This window comes from Pseudomonas oryziphila, from assembly GCF_003940825.1.
Lineage (GTDB): Bacteria > Pseudomonadota > Gammaproteobacteria > Pseudomonadales > Pseudomonadaceae > Aquipseudomonas > Aquipseudomonas sichuanensis.
The window spans coordinates 2138694-2155814 of record NZ_CP034338.1 but is presented as its reverse complement, the minus strand read 5'-3'; the positions used below and the strand labels follow the sequence as shown (position 1 = coordinate 2155814).

Genomic DNA, 17121 nt, shown 5'->3' with positions numbered 1-17121 from the left:
TGCGTGTTACCAGTCCAGTGTCACCCTGAGGGTGTCGCGATACAGCCCGGCAGGCAGCGCGCGCGGTTGCGCGACCACCACGCCGTAGATAGGCACGGGCACCTGCTGCGTGCCGCTGATGGTGAAGGTACGGGCCTGGCCGACCACATAGCGGCCGTTGCCGCTTGGGTCGACCGCCAGTTGGTAGGGGATCAGTTCACGGCCATTGCTCAGCCGGCGCACGCCGTCGCTGCCATTGAGCCCGCCATTGATCCGCACGCTGAAGGCACGCACCTGCGGCGAGCAACTGATCTGCAGGCTGCCCTCGCCGCCCGCCTCGTCCACCCGGCTGGTCAGCGCCTGGTCCCAGGTCGGGCCGCGGGCGCCGAAGTCGATCAGCCCGGGGTTACCCAGCGACGCCGGCTGCTGGCCGCTGTCGATCTGGCAGGCCGCACTGATCACCAGGCGGGCCTGGATGAAGCCGGTGCTGGTGCCATGGGCGGCGCCACTGGGCAGCAACAGCGGGCCGAGGGTGAGCAGCAGTAGCGAAGTGCGTTGCAGCGCGTCCTTGTGCATGGTGGCGTGGCTCCTCACCAGGTGACCGTGACTTTGAGCAGGTCGGCGTACAGGCCTGCGCGCGGCACCCAGGCCAGGGTGTCGATCCGCGCAAACAGGGGCAACTCCACCGAGCCGCTGCCCGGCACCCGCGCCGACTGCGCCACCCCCACCTCGAGCGGCTCGCGCCAGGCGGCGTCGCGGAACAAGCGATAAGGGATCGGCTTGGCCTGGCGGTCGTCGCTGGCCAGGTAACGCAGCGCACCGGTACCGCCATGCTGGCCGCCATCGACGCGCACTTGATAAGGGGTGTCAGGATTGCACTCCAGCCGCGGCGGGCGCTGACTGAACAATGCGCCACTCAAGGGCGCGCCCGGCCCGTCCAGCCGGGCTGCGCTGCCCAGGTCGATCACCCCGAGAGCCTGGGCACCTGCCTCGCGCTGCTGGCCGACCAGCATGCAGCCGCGTTGCACGCGCACCTGCACGTCCACGAGAAACTCTGCAGCCACGGCACTGCCGCTCAACCACAGGCCCAACAGCGCGGCCATAAAGCGTTGCATCAGCGGTCGATCCTTGTCTGGAAGGGTTGAGCTTGAGCGTAGCAGCGCGATCGGATCCGAACAGCCGTGGGATCCCTCTCTTTGGCATTAATGAAAAGGGCTGGCAACGCGCGGGAAACACGCAACAACCTCTGCGGAAATTCACCTTGACCGCAGGGGGCATCAATACATCCCACACCCCAAAACACCTTGTTCCGACAAAAACAGCCAGCCTTCTGTTACCGTCATGCCTCATGCATGGACGGAACCAGCAGGAGATAACTTTGAGCACTACCGCCAACCCGCTCGACCAAGCCATCGAGCGTTGCGCCGAGGAGCCGATCCAGGTGCCTGGCAGCATCCAGCCCCAGGGTTTTCTGCTGGTACTGGACGAACATGACCTGCGCATCCTGCAGGCCAGCGAAAACATCGACCAATGGCTGGGCATGTCAGCCAGCGAACTGCTTGGCCAGGCCCTGCCCGCGCTGCTCGACAGTACCTTCGACCTGCGTGGCCAGCTGGGCCGCCTGCCCGTCGACGAGGTCTTCCCCTTTCATGTCGGTGACGTGCGCCTGCACGCGCAAGCGCCCTGCCAGGCCACACTGCGGATACTGGCCCACCGCCACGACCAGGTACTCATCCTCGAATTCGAAACCTGTCGCGAAACGGATGCCCAGCAAGGCGACTACTACCCGCTGGTACGTGCCTTCATCAGCACCCTGCACCAGGCCACCAGCATCGAAGAACTGCTGCAGCGATCGGCGCGGCAGATCAAGCGCATCACCGGCTTCGGCCGGGTCAAGGCCTACCGTTTCGATGCCCAGGGCATCGGCACGGTGCTCGCCGAAGACGCCGACCCCGGCTACCCGCGCTATCTGGGCCTGTGCTTCCCGGCCTCGGACATCCCGCGCCAGGCCCGCGAGCTGTACCGCATCAACCGCATCCGGGTGATCGAGGACGCCGACTACCAGCCCTCCCCGCTGCTGCCTGCCGCCAACCCGCGCACCGGCAGGGCCCTGGACATGAGCTTCGCGGCATTGCGCAGCGTCTCGCCGGTGCACCTGCAGTACATGCGCAACATGGGCACCCAGGCCTCGATGTCGCTGTCGATCGTGGTCGATGGCCAGCTCTGGGGGCTGATCTCCTGCCACCACGACCAACCCCGCGCAGTAGGCTTCCAGACCCGCACCGCCTGCGAGCTGCTGGCCAATGTGCTGTCGCTGCAGATCGAAGCCCACGAGAAGCATGCCAGCACGCATCGGCTGCTCGACCTGCGCCAGCACATCGTGCGCATGCTTGCGTCGATGGCCGACCACGACAGCGTCAGCGCAGGCTTGCTGGCCCTGCCCGAGGTGATGCTGCAGTTTGCCGGGGCCTCGGGGGCGGCGATCATCAGCGCCGAGCGCTGCGACCTGATTGGCAAAACGCCGCCGGCGGCGCAGGTCAATGCCCTGGTGCGCTGGCTGGCCGAGCGTGGCGACGAGACGCTGTTCCACACCGACAACGCACGCCGCGACGTCGAGGGGCTACCAGAGCTGGCCGAGCATGCCGCCGGCGTGCTGGCGGTGGCCATCTCGCAGCTGCATTCGCACTACCTGCTGTGGTTCCGCCCCGAACAGGCACACACGGTGAACTGGGCCGGGCGCCCGGATAAACAGGCAGGCCCGCTGGGCAACCTCAACCCGCGGCACAGTTTCGACTGCTGGCAGCAGGAGGTCCGTGACTTCAGTGCCGCCTGGGACCCACTGATCATCGAAGGCGTGACCGAACTGCGCGGCGCGGTGCTGGGTATTGTCCTGCGCAAGGCCGAGGAGCTAGCGCAACTGGCAGGCGAGCTGAAGCGTTCGAACCAGGAACTCGAGGCGTTCTCCTACAGCGTGTCCCATGACTTGCGCGCACCGCTGCGGCATATCGCCGGCTACAGCGAGTTGTTGGGCGAGATCGAAGGCGGTCAGTTGACCGAGCGTGGCAAGCGCTTCCTCGGCCATATCGAGGAAGCCGCGCAATTTGCCGGCACCCTGGTCGACAACCTGCTCAACTTCTCGCAGATGGGCCGCTCGGCGCTGCGTCTGTGCGATGTCGACTTGAATGCGCTGGTCGAGATAATCCGCACGGAGTTGGCACCGGACTACGCCGGGCGGACGATCACCTGGGCGGTGGCACCGCTGCCCAAGGTGATCGCCGACCCGGCGTTCATCAACATGGTCCTGCACAACCTGATCGCCAACGCCATCAAGTACAGCCGTGGCCGCGAATCCGCCCATATCGAGATCGGCGCCGTGCGCCACCGCCACGAAACCGAGGTGTACGTGCGCGATAACGGGGTAGGCTTCGACATGGCCTACGTCGACAAGCTGTTCGGCGTGTTCCAGCGCCTGCACCGCATGGAGGAGTTCGAAGGCACCGGGATCGGCCTGGCCAGCGTGCGGCGAATCATCGAGCGCCACGATGGCCGGGTGTGGGCCAACGGCCAGCCCGACCAGGGCGCCAGCTTCCACTTCACCCTGCCCCACCAACCGACGACTGCCTGAGGCCGCTGACGATCATGCTCAAGCCCATCCTGCTGGTCGAAGACAACCCCAGGGACCTGGAGCTGACCCTGCTGGCACTGGAGCGCAGCCAGCTGGCCAACGAGGTGATCGTGCTGCGCGACGGTGCCGATGCCCTGGACTACCTGTTGCGGCGCAACACTTACGCCGGGCGTGCCGAGGGCAACCCGGCCGCTATGCTGCTCGACCTCAAACTGCCCAAGGTCGATGGCCTGCAGGTACTGGCGCAGGTGCGCGCCCACCCGCAACTGCGCAGTATCGCGATCGTCATGCTGACCTCGTCCCAGGAGCAGCCCGATCTGCAGCGCGCCCATGAACTGGGCGTCAGCGCTTATCTGGTCAAGCCCGTGGAGTTCAAGGACTTCGTCAGCGCGATCGCCGGCCTCGAGGTGTTCCGGGCACTGCTCGACGAACCCGCGCCCGGCGCGAAGCACCTGGACCACTGAGGCCGGCACGATGCAACAAACACCGTTGAAACTGCTGATGGTCGAAGACAGCAGCATGGATGCCGAGCTGATCCTGATACGCCTGGAGCGCAGCGGGCTGCAGGTGCAGCCAACGCAGGTGTTCGAGCATGTCGGTGCCGAGCAGGCTCTGCGTGAGGGCCGCTTCGACCTGATCCTCTGCGACTGCGTGCTGCCGGGTTCGTCCGGCGCCGACGTGCTGGCCACGGCCCAGCGCCTGGCACCGGACGTACCGTTCATCTTCCTGTCCGGAATCTACGGCGAAGAACACGCGGTAGAGATGATCCGCCTGGGCGCCACCGACTATGTGCTGAAAAAGAACCTGACACTGCTGCCCAAGGCCGTGCGCCGGGCCTTGGGCGAAGTGCAGGAGCGTCAGCGCCGGCGCCAGGCCGAACAAGCCCTGGCGGATGTCGAGGCGCGCGCGCGTATCGCCATCGATGCCGCTGGCATGGGTACCTGGGACTATCACCCGCAAGATGGCCTGATGCGCTGGGATGAACGCTGCAAGTTGCTGTTCGGCCTGCCGCTCGACGCCACAATGAGCCTTGACCTGTTCTATGCCGGCATTTACCCCGATGACCTGCCGCGGGTGCGTGAGGCGGTCGAGCAAGCCATGCACCCGGACAGTGATGGCAGCTACCGGGTGGAGTTCCGCATTGCCCAGGCCGGCAGCCCGGAGCCACGCTGGCTGCTGTCCAGCGGCCAGACCCAGTTCAGCGAGGGCCGCTGCGTGCGGTTTTCCGGGGTGCTGCAGGACATCCACAGCCAGCGCCAGGCCACCCGTGCCCTGGAGCAACTCAATGAAATGCTCGGTGAGCGCGTCGAGCGCCGCACCCGCGAACGCGACCGCGCCTGGGAGCTGTCCCAGGACTTGCTGGCGGTACTGAACAAGGACCTCACCCCCGTGGCGCTGAATCCGGCCTGGGAGGCCTGCCTGGGCTTCAGCCGTGAACGCCTGGGGCAGATCTCGCTGCTGCAGTTGCTGCCCGAGGATGATCAGGACGCCTTGCTCACGCAGCTCGCCGCCTTGTCGCTCGGCCACAGCAGCGCACGTTTCATCGGCCGCATTCTGCACGCCAGCGGCCAGCAGCGCTGGCTGTCCTGGGTGGTGGTGGCGGACGACACGCTGTTGCACGTGGTAGCCCGCGACATCAGCAGCGAGCGCGAAGCCGCCCTGGACCTGGCCAAGGCCAACGAACGCCTGCGTGAGCAAATCGCCGAGCGTGAGCGCGTCGAAGCCGCGCTGCAACAGATGCAACGGCTGGAGGCGGTTGGCCAGCTCACCGCCGGGGTGGCCCACGACTTCAACAACCTGCTGACGGTGATTCTCACGGGCGCCAGTTTCCTCCAGAACGAGCTGGACAACGGCCGGTTGGACAAGGCCGCCAAGCGCCTGCAGAACATTCGCGAGGCCGGCGAGCGCGGCGCCAAGCTGACCGCGCAACTGCTGGCCTTCTCGCGCAAGCAGCGCCTGGAGCCCGTGCCGTTGAACCTCAACCGGACCCTGTCCGGACTCGAGGAGTTGCTGCGGCGCACCCTGGGCGGCAGCGTCTCGGTACGCCTGGAGCTGGACACCCAGCTGTGGCAAGCGCTGACCGACCCGACCCAGACCGAGATGACCATCCTCAACCTGGCGATCAACGCCCGCGATGCCATGCCCGGCGGCGGCCAACTGACCCTGGCCACCCGCAACACCCGTATCAGCGCCTCGCCGCGCAACCCGCAAGACCCAGAGCCCGGTGAGTACGTGATGCTGAGCATTCGCGACACCGGTTGCGGCATGAGCGAAGAGGTCGCGGCCAAGGTGTTCGAGCCATTCTTTACCACCAAGGGCGTCGGCAAGGGCTCGGGGCTGGGCCTGGCCCAGGTGTTTGGCTTCGCCAAGCAATCCGGAGGCGGCGTGAGCCTGCAGACTACACCCGGGCGCGGCACTCAGGTCAGCGTGTACCTGCCCGCCGTCCGGGCACAGGCCAGCGCCACGCTGCCAGCCCCGCCCAGGGTTGGCAGCCAACTGGCCGACGGCGGCAACCACCACATCCTGCTGGTGGATGACGACCATCTGGTACGTGAACTGATCGGCGACCTGTTGCGCCGCCTGGGCTACCAGGTACGCGAGGCGCACAGCGGCGAACAGGCCCTGGCCCAGCTCGACGAGCGCACCGACCTGCTGCTTACCGACTTCGCCATGCCCGAATTCAATGGCGCGCAACTGGCCCTGGCGGCCCGCGAGCATTTCCCGCAACTGCCGGTGGTGTTCCTCACCGGTTACGCCGAGTTGGACAACATGGAGCTGCCGAACAGCCTGTTGATCCAGAAACCGGTGCACGAGCACGTGCTGGCCCTGGCACTGGCCGAGCTGCTGAAAAACCGGGGAACAGAAACGAAAAAATCGCCCTGAGGCGATGGCGAGATACTGCTTAGAGATAGAGAAAATGGCAGGGGCGGCTGGATTCGAACCAACGCATGGCAGGATCAAAACCTGCTGCCTTACCGCTTGGCGACGCCCCTGTATCGGATATGACAAGTGACTGATGCACTGTCGATCTGATCATTCACCGTTCAGATTGTTTCTGTTCGGGAATGGCCGGCACTTTACCAGCGAAGTTTTCGGTTGGGAAGCTTTTTTTGAAAAAAATCTCTGGAAAACAGCAGGTTACTCAAGCTCACCGATTTGTCACTGGTTTGCACGTAGGCGCGGGATGGCTCGCGAGGTGGCGCAAAGCGGCTGTCCGTCGTTTTTCTCCCGCCTCGCTTCAGCACAACATGATCGAGCGACAACTGGAGCGCAAAGGTTGAAAGCATGGACTGTCCGCCCTGGGCGCTCTTGTCGTGATCGGTCTACAGCGCGGCCACTGGCCTGATGTTGGGGATGCAATGCATGGCGTGCATGGGCACACGTATAGCACCCAGAATTTGCCTGGCAACTGATAACTTTGCCAGGTGACGGTTTTGCATAGCTGCCGCTAACTGTGCACTCACTTAGCAGGAGCACCCAGAGATGGCTACCGACAAACAAGCGTGGACTCGCATCGACCTGCCACTTCCACCGGATCAACCCAATGAGATCATCAGCCGGCCTCCTTACTTTGTGGGCGGTTTTTTCTATAGTTCGATCGCAGCCGTGGACGATACGGGACAACATTCTATGGTCATCACCAAGCACACCCCCGCCGGTCACATCGTTACCGGATTTGGCCTGCAAGGGACCGTCCGTATCACCATGCCAGGCGAACGAGGTGACTGGCTATGCTTCGTCGAAAACGGTGATGTCCTAACTTGTGGGGTTGCACTTCGCACCAATGAACACTTTGCCATTTTCCAACTGGACAAAGGCACGGGCGTGCAGGACGTAAATTTTGGTCACCGTGGTTTCAAGCTCAGCGCTTACCCTGAAGAGCCAGGTCTCCCGAGCATTGCACAGCACAATGACAGCGCTGCAGGATATGCCGGTAGCGTACCCCAGTTCCCCGATGGCAAGTTGCGTCAAGCAGTAAACTCCGGCCTTGCTCAGTTCGATCTGGATGGCAACCTTGACACTACGTTCAACGAAGTAGGCATGCGCAGATTCTTCGTAAAGGACGGTCGTTTGCTGTCGACACTCTCAGTGGTCGCTCGGTTTAATAGCGCCGAACATACTGGTTTCTATTACTGTGGAATGTACCGCTACCTTGGCGACGATGTGCAAGGGTGGGTTGGCGCGACGGACAAAAACGGTAATGTGATTTCCGATTTTGGTGATCAGGGTGTATGGATGGCAACGCGCCTGCCGGGCCATCCCGACAAGGCTCATATCGTCGTCCACTCCGCAGTTCAGGCCCACGATGCAATCTACATCGTAGGAAGTATTGCAGACAGCGGGTTCTTGCTCCGTCTGAACCTGAACGGCACCGTCGATCAAACGTTCAACGGCGGTAATGCGAGACTGTTCGACCATTCTGAGTTTGACCGTGCGGTCGCGTTCGCAGTCACGCCCGACAACCAAGGAGTGCTGGTAGGTGTTCAGCATTCGTCTCCTGTACAAGATGCACCCACCGTCATCATTCGATTGGATGCGAACGGACAGATTGATACCGCATTTGGAAGCGGCGGCAGCTTGCTGACTCCCCCCATGCCCAACTGCAAGACGCTGTTGACACTGGATTACAACATGCAGCCCGTCATCGAACTGAGAGGCCGTGGGTTGATTGCCCGTCACCCTCACACATCATAGTGTCATTGGCATCTGCCTGAGTTCGAACAGTTTCTCCGGTTTCTACTCAGGCAGCTTTACAACGTTCACATTACGCCAGATGCTCTTCTCCAACAGGGTGCAAATTCATCATCGCGATTGTCTGTTATCCCCGCTCTCGTGCAAGCTGCTTGCCGATCTTCACTCCCCAAGGAACTTGACCATTGCCCAGCTGGCTTCCCACACCCATGCGGCAGCTGAACCAGTACCTGCGCGCCGCCAAGCGTCAGTCCAGCGCATTGATGACCCACTTTCAGGACAAGGCCGCCGAGCGCGGCTACACCCTGAGCGACGGCCAGTGCCGGGTGATCGAGGCCATGGCCACGCAGTTGACGGCCCAGGGCGACGGACAGCCGCGCAGCCTGTACCTGCATGGCTCGGTTGGCCGCGGCAAGAGCTGGCTGCTCGACAATTTCTTCGCGGCGGTGCCGGTGGCGCAGAAGCGGCGCCTGCACTTTCACGACTTCTTCGCCCGCCTGCACCAGGGCATGCACCGCCATCGGGCACTGGACGATGCCATGGGGGCGACCCTCGACGAATTGCTGGGTGACGTGCAGGTACTGTGCTTCGATGAATTCCACGTGCACGACATCGGCGACGCCATGCTGCTGACCCGGCTGTTCAACGCCCTGTTCGAACGCGGCATCTTCCTGCTGGTGACCTCCAACTACGCGCCCGAGGGGCTGCTGCCCAACCCGCTGTACCACGAACGCTTCCTGCCGGTGATTCGCCTGATCAATAGCCGCATGCAGGTGCTGGAAGTGGGTGGCAATACCGATTTTCGCAGCCTGCCGGCCAACCGCGAGCATCAGTGCTTCACCCAGGGGCGTTACGTCTGGCCAGGGAATGCGGAGCAACGTCTGGGCCTAGACCTGCCCGCCCGGCAGCCGACCACGCTGCAGGTCAACAACCGGCCATTGCGTGCGCTGGCGGTGGATGGCCGGCGGGTGATGTTCAGCTTCAACGGGTTGTGCGAGCAGCCCACCGCAGTGATCGACTACCTGGCGCTGGCCGAGCAGTACGATCAATGGATCATCGACGGCCTGGACGACCTGGCCGAATGCTCGCTGGCGGCGCAGCAACGCTTCGTCAACCTGGTGGATGTGCTGTATGACCAGGACCGCCAACTGACGGTGATCGGCCAGCGGGCCTTGCAGGAAAGCCTGGGTGGCGCGATTGCCGACCTGATGCGTACTCGCAGCCGGCTGGGGCAGTTGCATCAGGTGGGGCCGCCAGACAGCGCATCCTGAAACGGCGTCATCGCTGGCAAGCCAGCTCCCACAAAATCAGGCAATTGCACGCCACAGTGTGGGAGCCGGCTTGCCGGCGATGGCGTCACCCCGCCCTTGGCAAATCCGCCAATACCCCCTCGATCTCCCCCAGCACCGCCGGATCATCCAGGGTCGAAGGCGGCACATAGTCCTGCCCATCGGCAATCTTGCGCAGCACCGCACGCAGGATCTTGCCCGAGCGGGTCTTGGGCAGGCGCTTGACCAGGCGCACCCGGTTGAAACAGGCCAGCGCACCGATATGCTCGCGCACACTGGCCACCAGTTCGCCCTGCAACTGCAGCTCGCCGATGCCCTGCCCGTCCTTGAGCACCACCAGCGCCAGCGGTACCTGGCCCTTGATCTCGTCGTGCACACCGATCACGGCGCATTCGGCCACCGCCGGGTGGCGGGCCACTAGGTCCTCCATCTCGCCGGTCGACAGGCGATGGCCCGAGACGTTAATCACATCGTCGGTGCGGCCCATGATGTAGACGAAACCGTCGTCATCCAGGTAGCCACCGTCACCGGTGTGGTAATACCCCGGGTAGTTGTGCAAGTAGGCCTGCAGGTAGCGCTCGTGGTCGCCCCACAGCGTCTGGCTGCAGCCAGGCGGCAATGGCAAGGCGATGACGATGGCGCCCTGCTGGTTCGGCCCCAGTAGCTTGCCGTCGTCGTCCAGCACCTGCACGTGGTAACCCGGCACCGCGCGGTTGCTCGAGCCTGGCCGGGCCGCACTGCCCTCAAGGCCCACGCAGGGGGCGGTGACCGGCCAACCGGTCTCGGTCTGCCACCAGTGGTCGTGCACCGGTTTGCCACTGACCCGCTCCAGCCATTCATGGGTGCTGGAATCGAGCTTTTCACCCGCCAGGAACAGTTGCCGCAACGAACCCAGGTCGTGGCGGCGGATCAGCTCGCCCTCCGGATCCTCCTTGCGAATCGCGCGCATGGCGGTAGGTGCGCAGAACAGTGCATTGACCTTGTACTGCTCGACGATGCGCCAGTATGCCGAGGCATCGGGCGTGCGGATCGGCTTACCTTCGTAGAACACCGTGGTGCAGCCACTCATCAAGGGCCCGTAGACGATCAGCGAATGGCCGACCACCCAACCCACATCGGAAATGCCCCACCACACATCGCCCGCCTGCATGCCATAGATGTGGCGCATGGCATAGCACAGGGCCACGGCGTTGCCGCCGTTTTCCCGGACGATGCCCTTGGGTTTGCCGGTGGTGCCGGAGGTATACATGATGTACAGCGGATCGCCTGCGTCCAGCTCGACCGGGGCCACCGGCTCTGCGCCGGCCAGCGCTTGCTGCCAGTCCAGGTCGCGCCCTGGCTGCAGCTCGGCACGCGCCTGCTGGCGCTGCAGCACCAGCACCTGCTTGGGCTGGTGCTTGGCCAGTTGCAGGGCACGGTCGACCAGCGGCTTGTATTCGATCACCCGGTCGAACTCCAGCCCGCAGGAAGCGGTGAGCAACAGCACCGGCCGGGCATCATCGATACGCAGCGCCAGTTCGTTGGCGGCAAAGCCGCCGAACACCACCGAATGCACCGCGCCAATGCGTGCGCAGGCGAGCATGGCCATGGCCGCCTGCGGCACCATCGGCATGTAGATGATCACCCCGTCGCCCTTACCCACCCCAAGCGTGCGCAGCAGGCCGGCCAGGCGCGCCACTTCGTCGCGCAGTTGCAGGTAGGTGTAGGTCTGCTGCACGCCGGTCACCGGCGAGTCGTAGATCAGCGCCAACTGCTCGCCCCGGCCCAGCTCGATCTGATGGTCGAGGGCCAGATGGCAGCTGTTCAGGCGGCCGTCGGCGAACCAGCGGTGGGTACCGTCGGGGTTCTGCTGCAGGGTCAGGGTTGGCTTGCGCTGCCAGGCCAGCTGGTCGGCCTGGGCCTGCCAGAAGGCCGCGGGGTCGGCGATGGAGTGGGCGTAACTGTGCTGATAGGTCATTGGTTCGCAACCCGGTACTTGTTGTTATTGAAGGGCGAACCTTGAGTATGGACCGGCGCCACGTGCCCGCCACCGGACTAAAGTCGCAACCCTTATGCAGATTTGCAGCAGGCTACGCCGGCACGTGGCGCCAGGGTTCAGAGGGTTGACTGGGCGGCTGGCAGGCCCTGCCCGCGCCCGGCCAGGCGCCGGTAGGCGATGGCCAGGCCGGCGAACCACAGCGGCATCGCGTACAGCGCCATGCGGGTGTCCGGCTGCAGTGCCAGCAGCACCAGCACGAACAGCAAAAACGCCAGGCTCAGCCAGGCCATCGGCACCCCGCCGGGCAGGCGGAAGCTGGCCCGGGCGTGGCGCTCGGGGTGGCGCCGGCGGTAGCCCAGGTAGGCCACCAGGATGGTCGACCAGGTGTAGATCACCAGCACCGCCGACAGGCTCGACACCAGGGTGAACACCGTCATCACCTCGGGGAAGATGAACAGCAGCAGCACCCCCAGCAGCATCAACAGGCACGAGAAGCCCAGGCTGGCCAGCGGCACGCTGTTGCCCGACAGGCGCCGGAACACACCGGGCGCCTGGCTGCGTTCGGCCAGGCCGAACAGCATGCGGCTGGTGGAAAACACGCCGCTGTTGGCCGACGAGGCGGCCGAGGTCAGCACCACGAAATTGACGATGCCCGCCGCCGCCGGGAAGCCGGCCAGCAGGAACAGCTCGACGAACGGGCTGCGGTTGGGCGCGACCTTGGCCCACGAGGTCACGGCAATGATGCAGGCCAGGGCCACCACATAGAACAGGATGATGCGCAGCGGGATCGCGTTGATCGCCTTGGGCAGGCTGCGCCGCGGGTCGCGGGTTTCGGCGGCGGTGGTGCCGATCAGCTCGGTGCCGGCGAACGAGAAGATGGCGATCTGGAAGCCCGCGAAGAAGCCACTGAGCCCATGGGGAAACGCCGCTTCCGGCTGCACCAGGTGCGACAGCGAAGCGGTCACCCCGGTGGGCGACACGAACGCCGTGGCAATCAGCACCAGGCTCACGGCGATCAGAGCCAGTACGGCGATGATCTTGATGATCGCGAACCAGAACTCGACCTCGCCGAAGGCTTTCACCGTCAGCACATTGAGGGTGAACAGGGTGACCAGCATCGCCAGTGCCGGCGCCCAGGCCGGCGCCCCGGGGAACCAGTACTGGAAGAAGCCACCGACCACCACCGCATCGCCGACCACTGCCACGCTCCAGCTGAGCCAGTACGACCAGCCGAGGAAAAACGCCGCGCGCGGGCCGATGTAGGCGCCGGCGAAGTCGGCGAACGACTTGAAGTTGAGGTCTGACAGCAGCAGCTCGCCCATGGCGCGCATGACGAAGAACAGGAAGAAACCGATGATCATGTAGACCAGCAGGATCGAGGTGCCGGACAAGGCGATGACCTTGCCCGACCCCATGAACAGGCCGGTGCCGATGGCACCACCGAGGGCGATCAGCTGGATATGGCGGTTGCTCAGGGTGCGTTGCAGGTGGCGGCCGCTTGGGGCTGCCGAGGAATCAGGCTGCATGGGGAAACCTCTGGGATTGTTGTTGGTGTTTTCGAGGCAGTTTTGAAACTTGTGTGGCGGTGTTGGCCCTATCGCCGGCAAGCCGGCTCCCACAAAAAGCTGTGGGAGCTGGCTTGCCAGCGATTGGCCCTACACAGCCTTAGCCGCGGGCTTCTTCGAACCCGGTCAGCACGTTCACCGCATTGATGCCGATCTCATCGACCATGTAGCCGCCCTCCATGACGAACAGGGTCGGCACGCCCACGGCGGCGATCATCCGGCCCATGGCCAGGTAGTCCGGGCTGTCGAGCTGGAAGTGGCTGATCGGGTCGTCCTTGAAGGTGTCCACGCCCAGCGATACCACCAGCACCTCAGGCGCATGGCGGCGCAGGCGCGCACAGGCCTGCTCCAGGGCCTGCTGGTAGGCCGCCCAGCGCGTGCCCTTGGGCAGCGGCAGATTGAGGTTGAAGCCCTCGCCCGCGCCTGCGCCAAGCTCGTCGGCGTAACCGCTGAAGTAGGGATAGGAGTCCGCCGGCTCGCCGTGCAGCGAGACGAACAGCACGTCCGGGCGGTCGTAGAAGATGGTCTGGGTGCCGTTGCCGTGGTGGAAGTCGACGTCCAGTACCGCCACCTTTGCCGCCCCGCGGGTCAAGGCATGCTCGGCGGCAATGGCGGCGTTGTTCAGGTAGCAGTAACCGCCCATGTACTCGCGGGCGGCGTGATGCCCCGGCGGGCGGCACAGGGCGAAGGCGGCCTGCTGGCCCTGGTCAAGCAGTTCAAGCCCCGTCAGGGCCAGGTCGGCGCTGGTCTTCACCGCCTGCCAGGTGGTGGCGGTGATCGGCGCGCCGGCGTCCATGGCGTAAAAGCCGAGCTGGCCATCGATATGCCGAGGCACCCGCTCGCCGGCCAGGTCGCGCACCGGCCACACCAATGGCAACGCGTCGTGGCTGCGGCCCAGGGCGGTCCACTGCTGCCAGGCCGTTTCCAGGAAGTGCACGTAACGCTCGCTGTGGGCCTTGACGTAGCAGGCGCGGCTGAACGCCTGCGGCGAGACGATATCGCCCAGGCCGACCGTGCGCACCCGGTCGTGCACGGTGTCGGCGCGGCTGGGTTGTTCGAACGATGGCTTGAGCACGCCATCCTTGAGTTCGGTGCCATGGTGCAGGCGGTGGTTGGCGCTGAAGACGGTCAACATGCTGGCGAAGCCTGTGTGGTGGTTGATTGACCACTAGGCTATTGCGTCAACGCTGGGCGTTCTTTGCTTTATCGACTCGCAATGTTAGTTTTTCGAGTCTGTTATTTCAGGACTGGCACCCGTGGCGAAAAAATTATCCAAGCACGTCGCCCTCGACGATACCGACCGTGCCCTGCTCGCCCTGTTGCAGGCCGACGCCAGCCTGTCCAACGCCGAGCTGAGCGAACGCCTGTCGCTCAGCGTCACGCCCTGCTGGCGCAGGCGCCGACGCCTGGAAGAAGAAGGCGTGATCCGCGACTACCAGGCCAACCTCGACCGCCGCCTGCTGGGCCTGGAGATCCTTGCCTTCGTCCAGGTACGTTTCGCCAGCCACGGCGACAAGGCACCGGACGACTTCGAGGCGGTGGTGCGCGCGCTGCCCGAGGTGGTCGCCTGCCACAAGATCACTGGTGATGCCGATTACCTGCTGCAAGTGCTGGCCGAGGACCTGGACAGCTACAGTGAATTCATCGAACAGGTGCTGCGCCGCCAGCTGGGAATCGCCTCGATCCAGTCGAGCCTGGCGCTGCGCGAGGTGAAGGCCAGCACGCGGGTGGCGATTCCCGAAGGCTGATGTTACTCGCCGGGCCCTATAACGCCCTATTTCGGTGCAAAGCCTCTAGACTAGGCGCCCTTTCCGCCACAGAGCAGCAACATGGACATCGATCAGGCCCGAACCTTCCTGGAAATCGTGCGTTGCGGCAGCCTGGTCGCCGCCGCCGAGCGCCTGTTCGTTTCGCAGACGGCCATCACCGCGCGCGTGCAACGGCTGGAACGGCTACTGGGCTGCCAGTTGTTCGTGCGCAGCCGCAACGGCGCCAGCCTGACCAGTGACGGCGAGGCCTTCGTCAGCTATGCCAACCAGCTGGTGCAGACCTGGGAAGCCGCGCGCCGCGACCTGCCGCTGCCCCAGGGCTGCCAGCAGGTGCTGCATGTGGGCGGCGAGGTGAGCCTGGGCAACCCGATGATGCTCGACTGGGTCAGCGCGCTGCACCGCGAACTGCAAGGCCACGCAATCCGCAGCGAAGTCAGCGACGGTGAGTCGCTGTTGCGCAAGGTGGAGATGGGCCTGCTGGACGCCGCGCTGGTGTACCAGCCGACCTACGGCCCAGGCCTGCAGGTGGAGCAGTTGATGGAGGAGAAACTGATCCGCGTACGCCGGGTGGACCGGCCCGAGCCGTACATCTACATCGACTGGGGCGAGGCCTTCCGCCGCCAGCACGACGCCGCCCTGCCCGAGCTGTCACGCCCGGCGCTGAGCTTCAACCTTGGGCCGCTGGCCCTGCAGTTCATCCTCGACCAGGGCGGCAGCGGCTACTTCCGCACCCGGGTGGTGCAGGCCTACCTGCAAAGCGGCGTGTTCGAGCGGGTGCCCGAAGCGCCGGAGTTCACCTACCCGACCTTCCTGGTGTACGCCCGCGAACGCGACAGCGAGGCCCTGCAGCAGTCCTTCGCGGTGCTGCGCCGGCTGGTGGCCGCCGGCGAAAGCGACTGGTCACAGCGCTGGGACCCGGTGATCTGAGCCCTGGGCGGCCGCCGTCAGCAGGTGCCGCTTGAGGCCGGCGATCAGGTCAGTCTGGGTGATCACCCCCACCAGGCTGTCGCCGTCGAGCACCGGCAGGCAGTGCAGGCCCTGCTCGCTGAGCAGTGGCAACAGGCGCTCCAACGGGTGCTGACTGCTCACACTGACCACTCGCCGGCTCATTACCTGCTCCAGGCGCACCGTGTTGCGACGGAACATGCCACGCCAACTGAAACGCCCGCGCGCCATGGCCGGGCCGACCAGGTCGCTGAGGCTGACGATGCCCACCAGGCGGCCGTTGTCCAGCACCGGCAAGGTTTTCAGGTGGTGGCTGGCGAGCATCTTCCAGGCCTGTTCGAGGCTGGTGCGCGGCGTGGCCGACTGCACATCGCGGGACATCACCGAGCCTGCGGTGATACCGCCAAGGCTGCGTTGCAAGGCATGCTGCTCTGTGGCCAGGATGATCCGCTCCAGCTCGTCGCGGGTCACGTCGACGAACTCGCCGATGTCTTCCAGGGCCTGGTCCAGGTCGTCGGCGTTGATGCCTACGCGCGCGCCGGGCAGCGGGTCATGGGTGTGGTGCAGGTCTTTGCGCGGCGCGGCGCCCTTGGGGTATCGCACGCCGGTGAGGCGGTTGTAGAGCACCGCGACAGCGACCAGGACCAGCGCATTGAGCAGCACCGGTTCGAGCAGGTGGTCGCCCATCGCCACCAGCCCCGGATCGGCCAGCACCGCACTGACCGCCACGCCGCCACCCGGCGGGTGCAGGCAGCGCAGCAGGCACATCACCAGGGTGGCAACCGCCAGCGCGGCTGCCGCCACCCACAACCCGTCGCCGAAGCCGTGGCGCATGGCCAGGCCCACGGCGCCGGCCAGCGCGTAGCTGCCCAGCACCGGCCACGGCTGGGCCAGCGGCCCGGAATGCACGGCGAACACCAGCACCGCCGAGGCCGCCAACGGGCCGAGCAGGTGCAAGGCAATCAATGGGCCGTAGGCCAGGCTGCACAGGTAGCCGGCGAGGAACAGGCCGAGCAGCGCGCCAAGGCCTGCACGCAGCCATTCTTTGGGGGGGATGTTCAGGGGCGCCGGGAGCAGGCGCCGCAGACGGGTTTCGGGGCGAGAGGCAGGCATCGAAGTAGTGGCGTCGTATTTTTTTGATTGGAAAAGAAAGCCCAGCGCAAACGCACCTGGGCCCGGTATTGCAAAGGCAATAACGCAAGGGGCTCCGTCCGTGGAGAGATGGAAACCGGAGGGTTTCGTGGGGGGATTGTGCCGGGAGGTCAGGTAAGCCTGCCAA

At 65.0% G+C, this 17121-nt stretch carries 13 protein-coding genes and 1 tRNA gene; 7 read left to right on the top strand and 7 right to left on the bottom strand.

The window, feature by feature from the left end; translation table 11 throughout:
- Positions 1-6: 6 nt before the first annotated feature.
- Positions 7-540, bottom strand: a complete 534-nt coding sequence (locus tag EJA05_RS10300; protein ID WP_125466171.1) for a Csu type fimbrial protein — start codon at positions 538-540, stop codon at positions 7-9.
- Positions 541-569: 29 nt separating this feature from the next.
- A complete protein-coding gene (locus EJA05_RS10295) occupies positions 570-1094 on the bottom strand; it encodes a Csu type fimbrial protein (RefSeq protein ID WP_407692092.1) in 525 nt (174 codons plus the stop codon).
- Between the two features lie 263 nt (positions 1095-1357).
- Between EJA05_RS10295 and EJA05_RS10290 the strand changes: the two genes are divergently transcribed.
- Genes EJA05_RS10290 through EJA05_RS10280 form a run of 3 tightly spaced genes read left to right on the top strand, consistent with a single transcriptional unit; the run spans position 1358 to position 6487 of the window.
- Positions 1358-3604 (top strand): ATP-binding protein, encoded by a 2247-nt coding sequence (locus EJA05_RS10290; protein WP_223811899.1) that lies wholly within the window; start codon positions 1358-1360, stop codon positions 3602-3604.
- 14 nt (positions 3605-3618) lie between these two features.
- Entirely contained in the window at positions 3619-4068 is a 450-nt protein-coding gene (locus tag EJA05_RS10285; protein WP_125463512.1) for a response regulator, read from the top strand.
- 10 nt (positions 4069-4078) lie between these two features.
- Positions 4079-6487, top strand: a complete 2409-nt coding sequence (locus EJA05_RS10280; RefSeq protein ID WP_125858152.1) for a response regulator — start codon at positions 4079-4081, stop codon at positions 6485-6487.
- 35 nt (positions 6488-6522) lie between these two features.
- Here EJA05_RS10280 and EJA05_RS10275 read toward each other — a convergent pair.
- Positions 6523-6597 (bottom strand) — tRNA-Gln (locus tag EJA05_RS10275).
- Positions 6598-7087: 490 nt separating this feature from the next.
- Between EJA05_RS10275 and EJA05_RS10270 the strand changes: the two genes are divergently transcribed.
- Together EJA05_RS10270 and zapE are read left to right on the top strand one after the other, a co-directional pair.
- The gene (locus EJA05_RS10270) at positions 7088-8299 is read left to right on the top strand and encodes an NHL repeat-containing protein (protein ID WP_125858151.1); all 1212 of its coding nucleotides are present in this window, start codon (positions 7088-7090) and stop codon (positions 8297-8299) included.
- A 182-nt stretch (positions 8300-8481) separates the two neighbouring features.
- Complete coding sequence (zapE, locus tag EJA05_RS10265; RefSeq protein WP_125858150.1) at positions 8482-9567, top strand: cell division protein ZapE; 1086 nt, start codon at positions 8482-8484, stop codon at positions 9565-9567.
- Between the two features lie 85 nt (positions 9568-9652).
- Here zapE and EJA05_RS10260 read toward each other — a convergent pair whose 3' ends face one another.
- From EJA05_RS10260 to EJA05_RS10250, 3 genes are all read right to left on the bottom strand, one after another.
- Complete coding sequence (locus tag EJA05_RS10260) at positions 9653-11542, bottom strand: propionyl-CoA synthetase (RefSeq protein ID WP_125858149.1); 1890 nt, start codon at positions 11540-11542, stop codon at positions 9653-9655.
- Between the two features lie 137 nt (positions 11543-11679).
- The gene (locus EJA05_RS10255; protein WP_125858148.1) at positions 11680-13089 is read right to left on the bottom strand and encodes an amino acid permease; all 1410 of its coding nucleotides are present in this window, start codon (positions 13087-13089) and stop codon (positions 11680-11682) included.
- 139 nt (positions 13090-13228) lie between these two features.
- Positions 13229-14263, bottom strand: coding sequence for a histone deacetylase family protein (locus EJA05_RS10250; protein WP_125858147.1), 1035 nt, complete (start codon positions 14261-14263; stop codon positions 13229-13231).
- 121 nt (positions 14264-14384) lie between these two features.
- On the opposite strand from EJA05_RS10250, the gene EJA05_RS10245 reads away from it, so the two are divergent.
- Positions 14385-14876: an Lrp/AsnC family transcriptional regulator gene (locus tag EJA05_RS10245; protein WP_125858146.1), complete on the top strand. Its 492-nt coding sequence runs from the start codon at positions 14385-14387 to the stop codon at positions 14874-14876.
- An 81-nt stretch (positions 14877-14957) separates the two neighbouring features.
- Positions 14958-15824, top strand: coding sequence for a LysR family transcriptional regulator (locus tag EJA05_RS10240; RefSeq protein WP_125858145.1), 867 nt, complete (start codon positions 14958-14960; stop codon positions 15822-15824).
- Here the strand turns inward: EJA05_RS10240 and EJA05_RS10235 are convergent.
- Positions 15798-16955 (bottom strand): HPP family protein, encoded by a 1158-nt coding sequence (locus EJA05_RS10235; RefSeq protein ID WP_125858144.1) that lies wholly within the window; start codon positions 16953-16955, stop codon positions 15798-15800. The two genes, EJA05_RS10240 and EJA05_RS10235, sit on opposite strands and share 27 nt — an antisense overlap.
- Between the last annotated feature and the right edge of the window lie 166 nt (positions 16956-17121).

What these genes read in the sequence shown, in the direction of transcription:
- EJA05_RS10235 (WP_125858144.1), bottom strand. Translation starts at nt 16,955, where the DNA reads ATGCCTGCCTCTCGCCCCGAAACCCGTCTGCGGCGCCTGCTCCCGGCG.
- EJA05_RS10270 (WP_125858151.1), top strand. Translation starts at nt 7,088, where the DNA reads ATGGCTACCGACAAACAAGCGTGGACTCGCATCGACCTGCCACTTCCA.
- EJA05_RS10240 (WP_125858145.1), top strand. Translation starts at nt 14,958, where the DNA reads ATGGACATCGATCAGGCCCGAACCTTCCTGGAAATCGTGCGTTGCGGC.
- EJA05_RS10295 (WP_407692092.1), bottom strand. Translation starts at nt 1,094, where the DNA reads ATGCAACGCTTTATGGCCGCGCTGTTGGGCCTGTGGTTGAGCGGCAGT.
- EJA05_RS10285 (WP_125463512.1), top strand. Translation starts at nt 3,619, where the DNA reads ATGCTCAAGCCCATCCTGCTGGTCGAAGACAACCCCAGGGACCTGGAG.
- EJA05_RS10250 (WP_125858147.1), bottom strand. Translation starts at nt 14,263, where the DNA reads ATGTTGACCGTCTTCAGCGCCAACCACCGCCTGCACCATGGCACCGAA.
- EJA05_RS10255 (WP_125858148.1), bottom strand. Translation starts at nt 13,089, where the DNA reads ATGCAGCCTGATTCCTCGGCAGCCCCAAGCGGCCGCCACCTGCAACGC.
- EJA05_RS10260 (WP_125858149.1), bottom strand. Translation starts at nt 11,542, where the DNA reads ATGACCTATCAGCACAGTTACGCCCACTCCATCGCCGACCCCGCGGCC.
- EJA05_RS10280 (WP_125858152.1), top strand. Translation starts at nt 4,079, where the DNA reads ATGCAACAAACACCGTTGAAACTGCTGATGGTCGAAGACAGCAGCATG.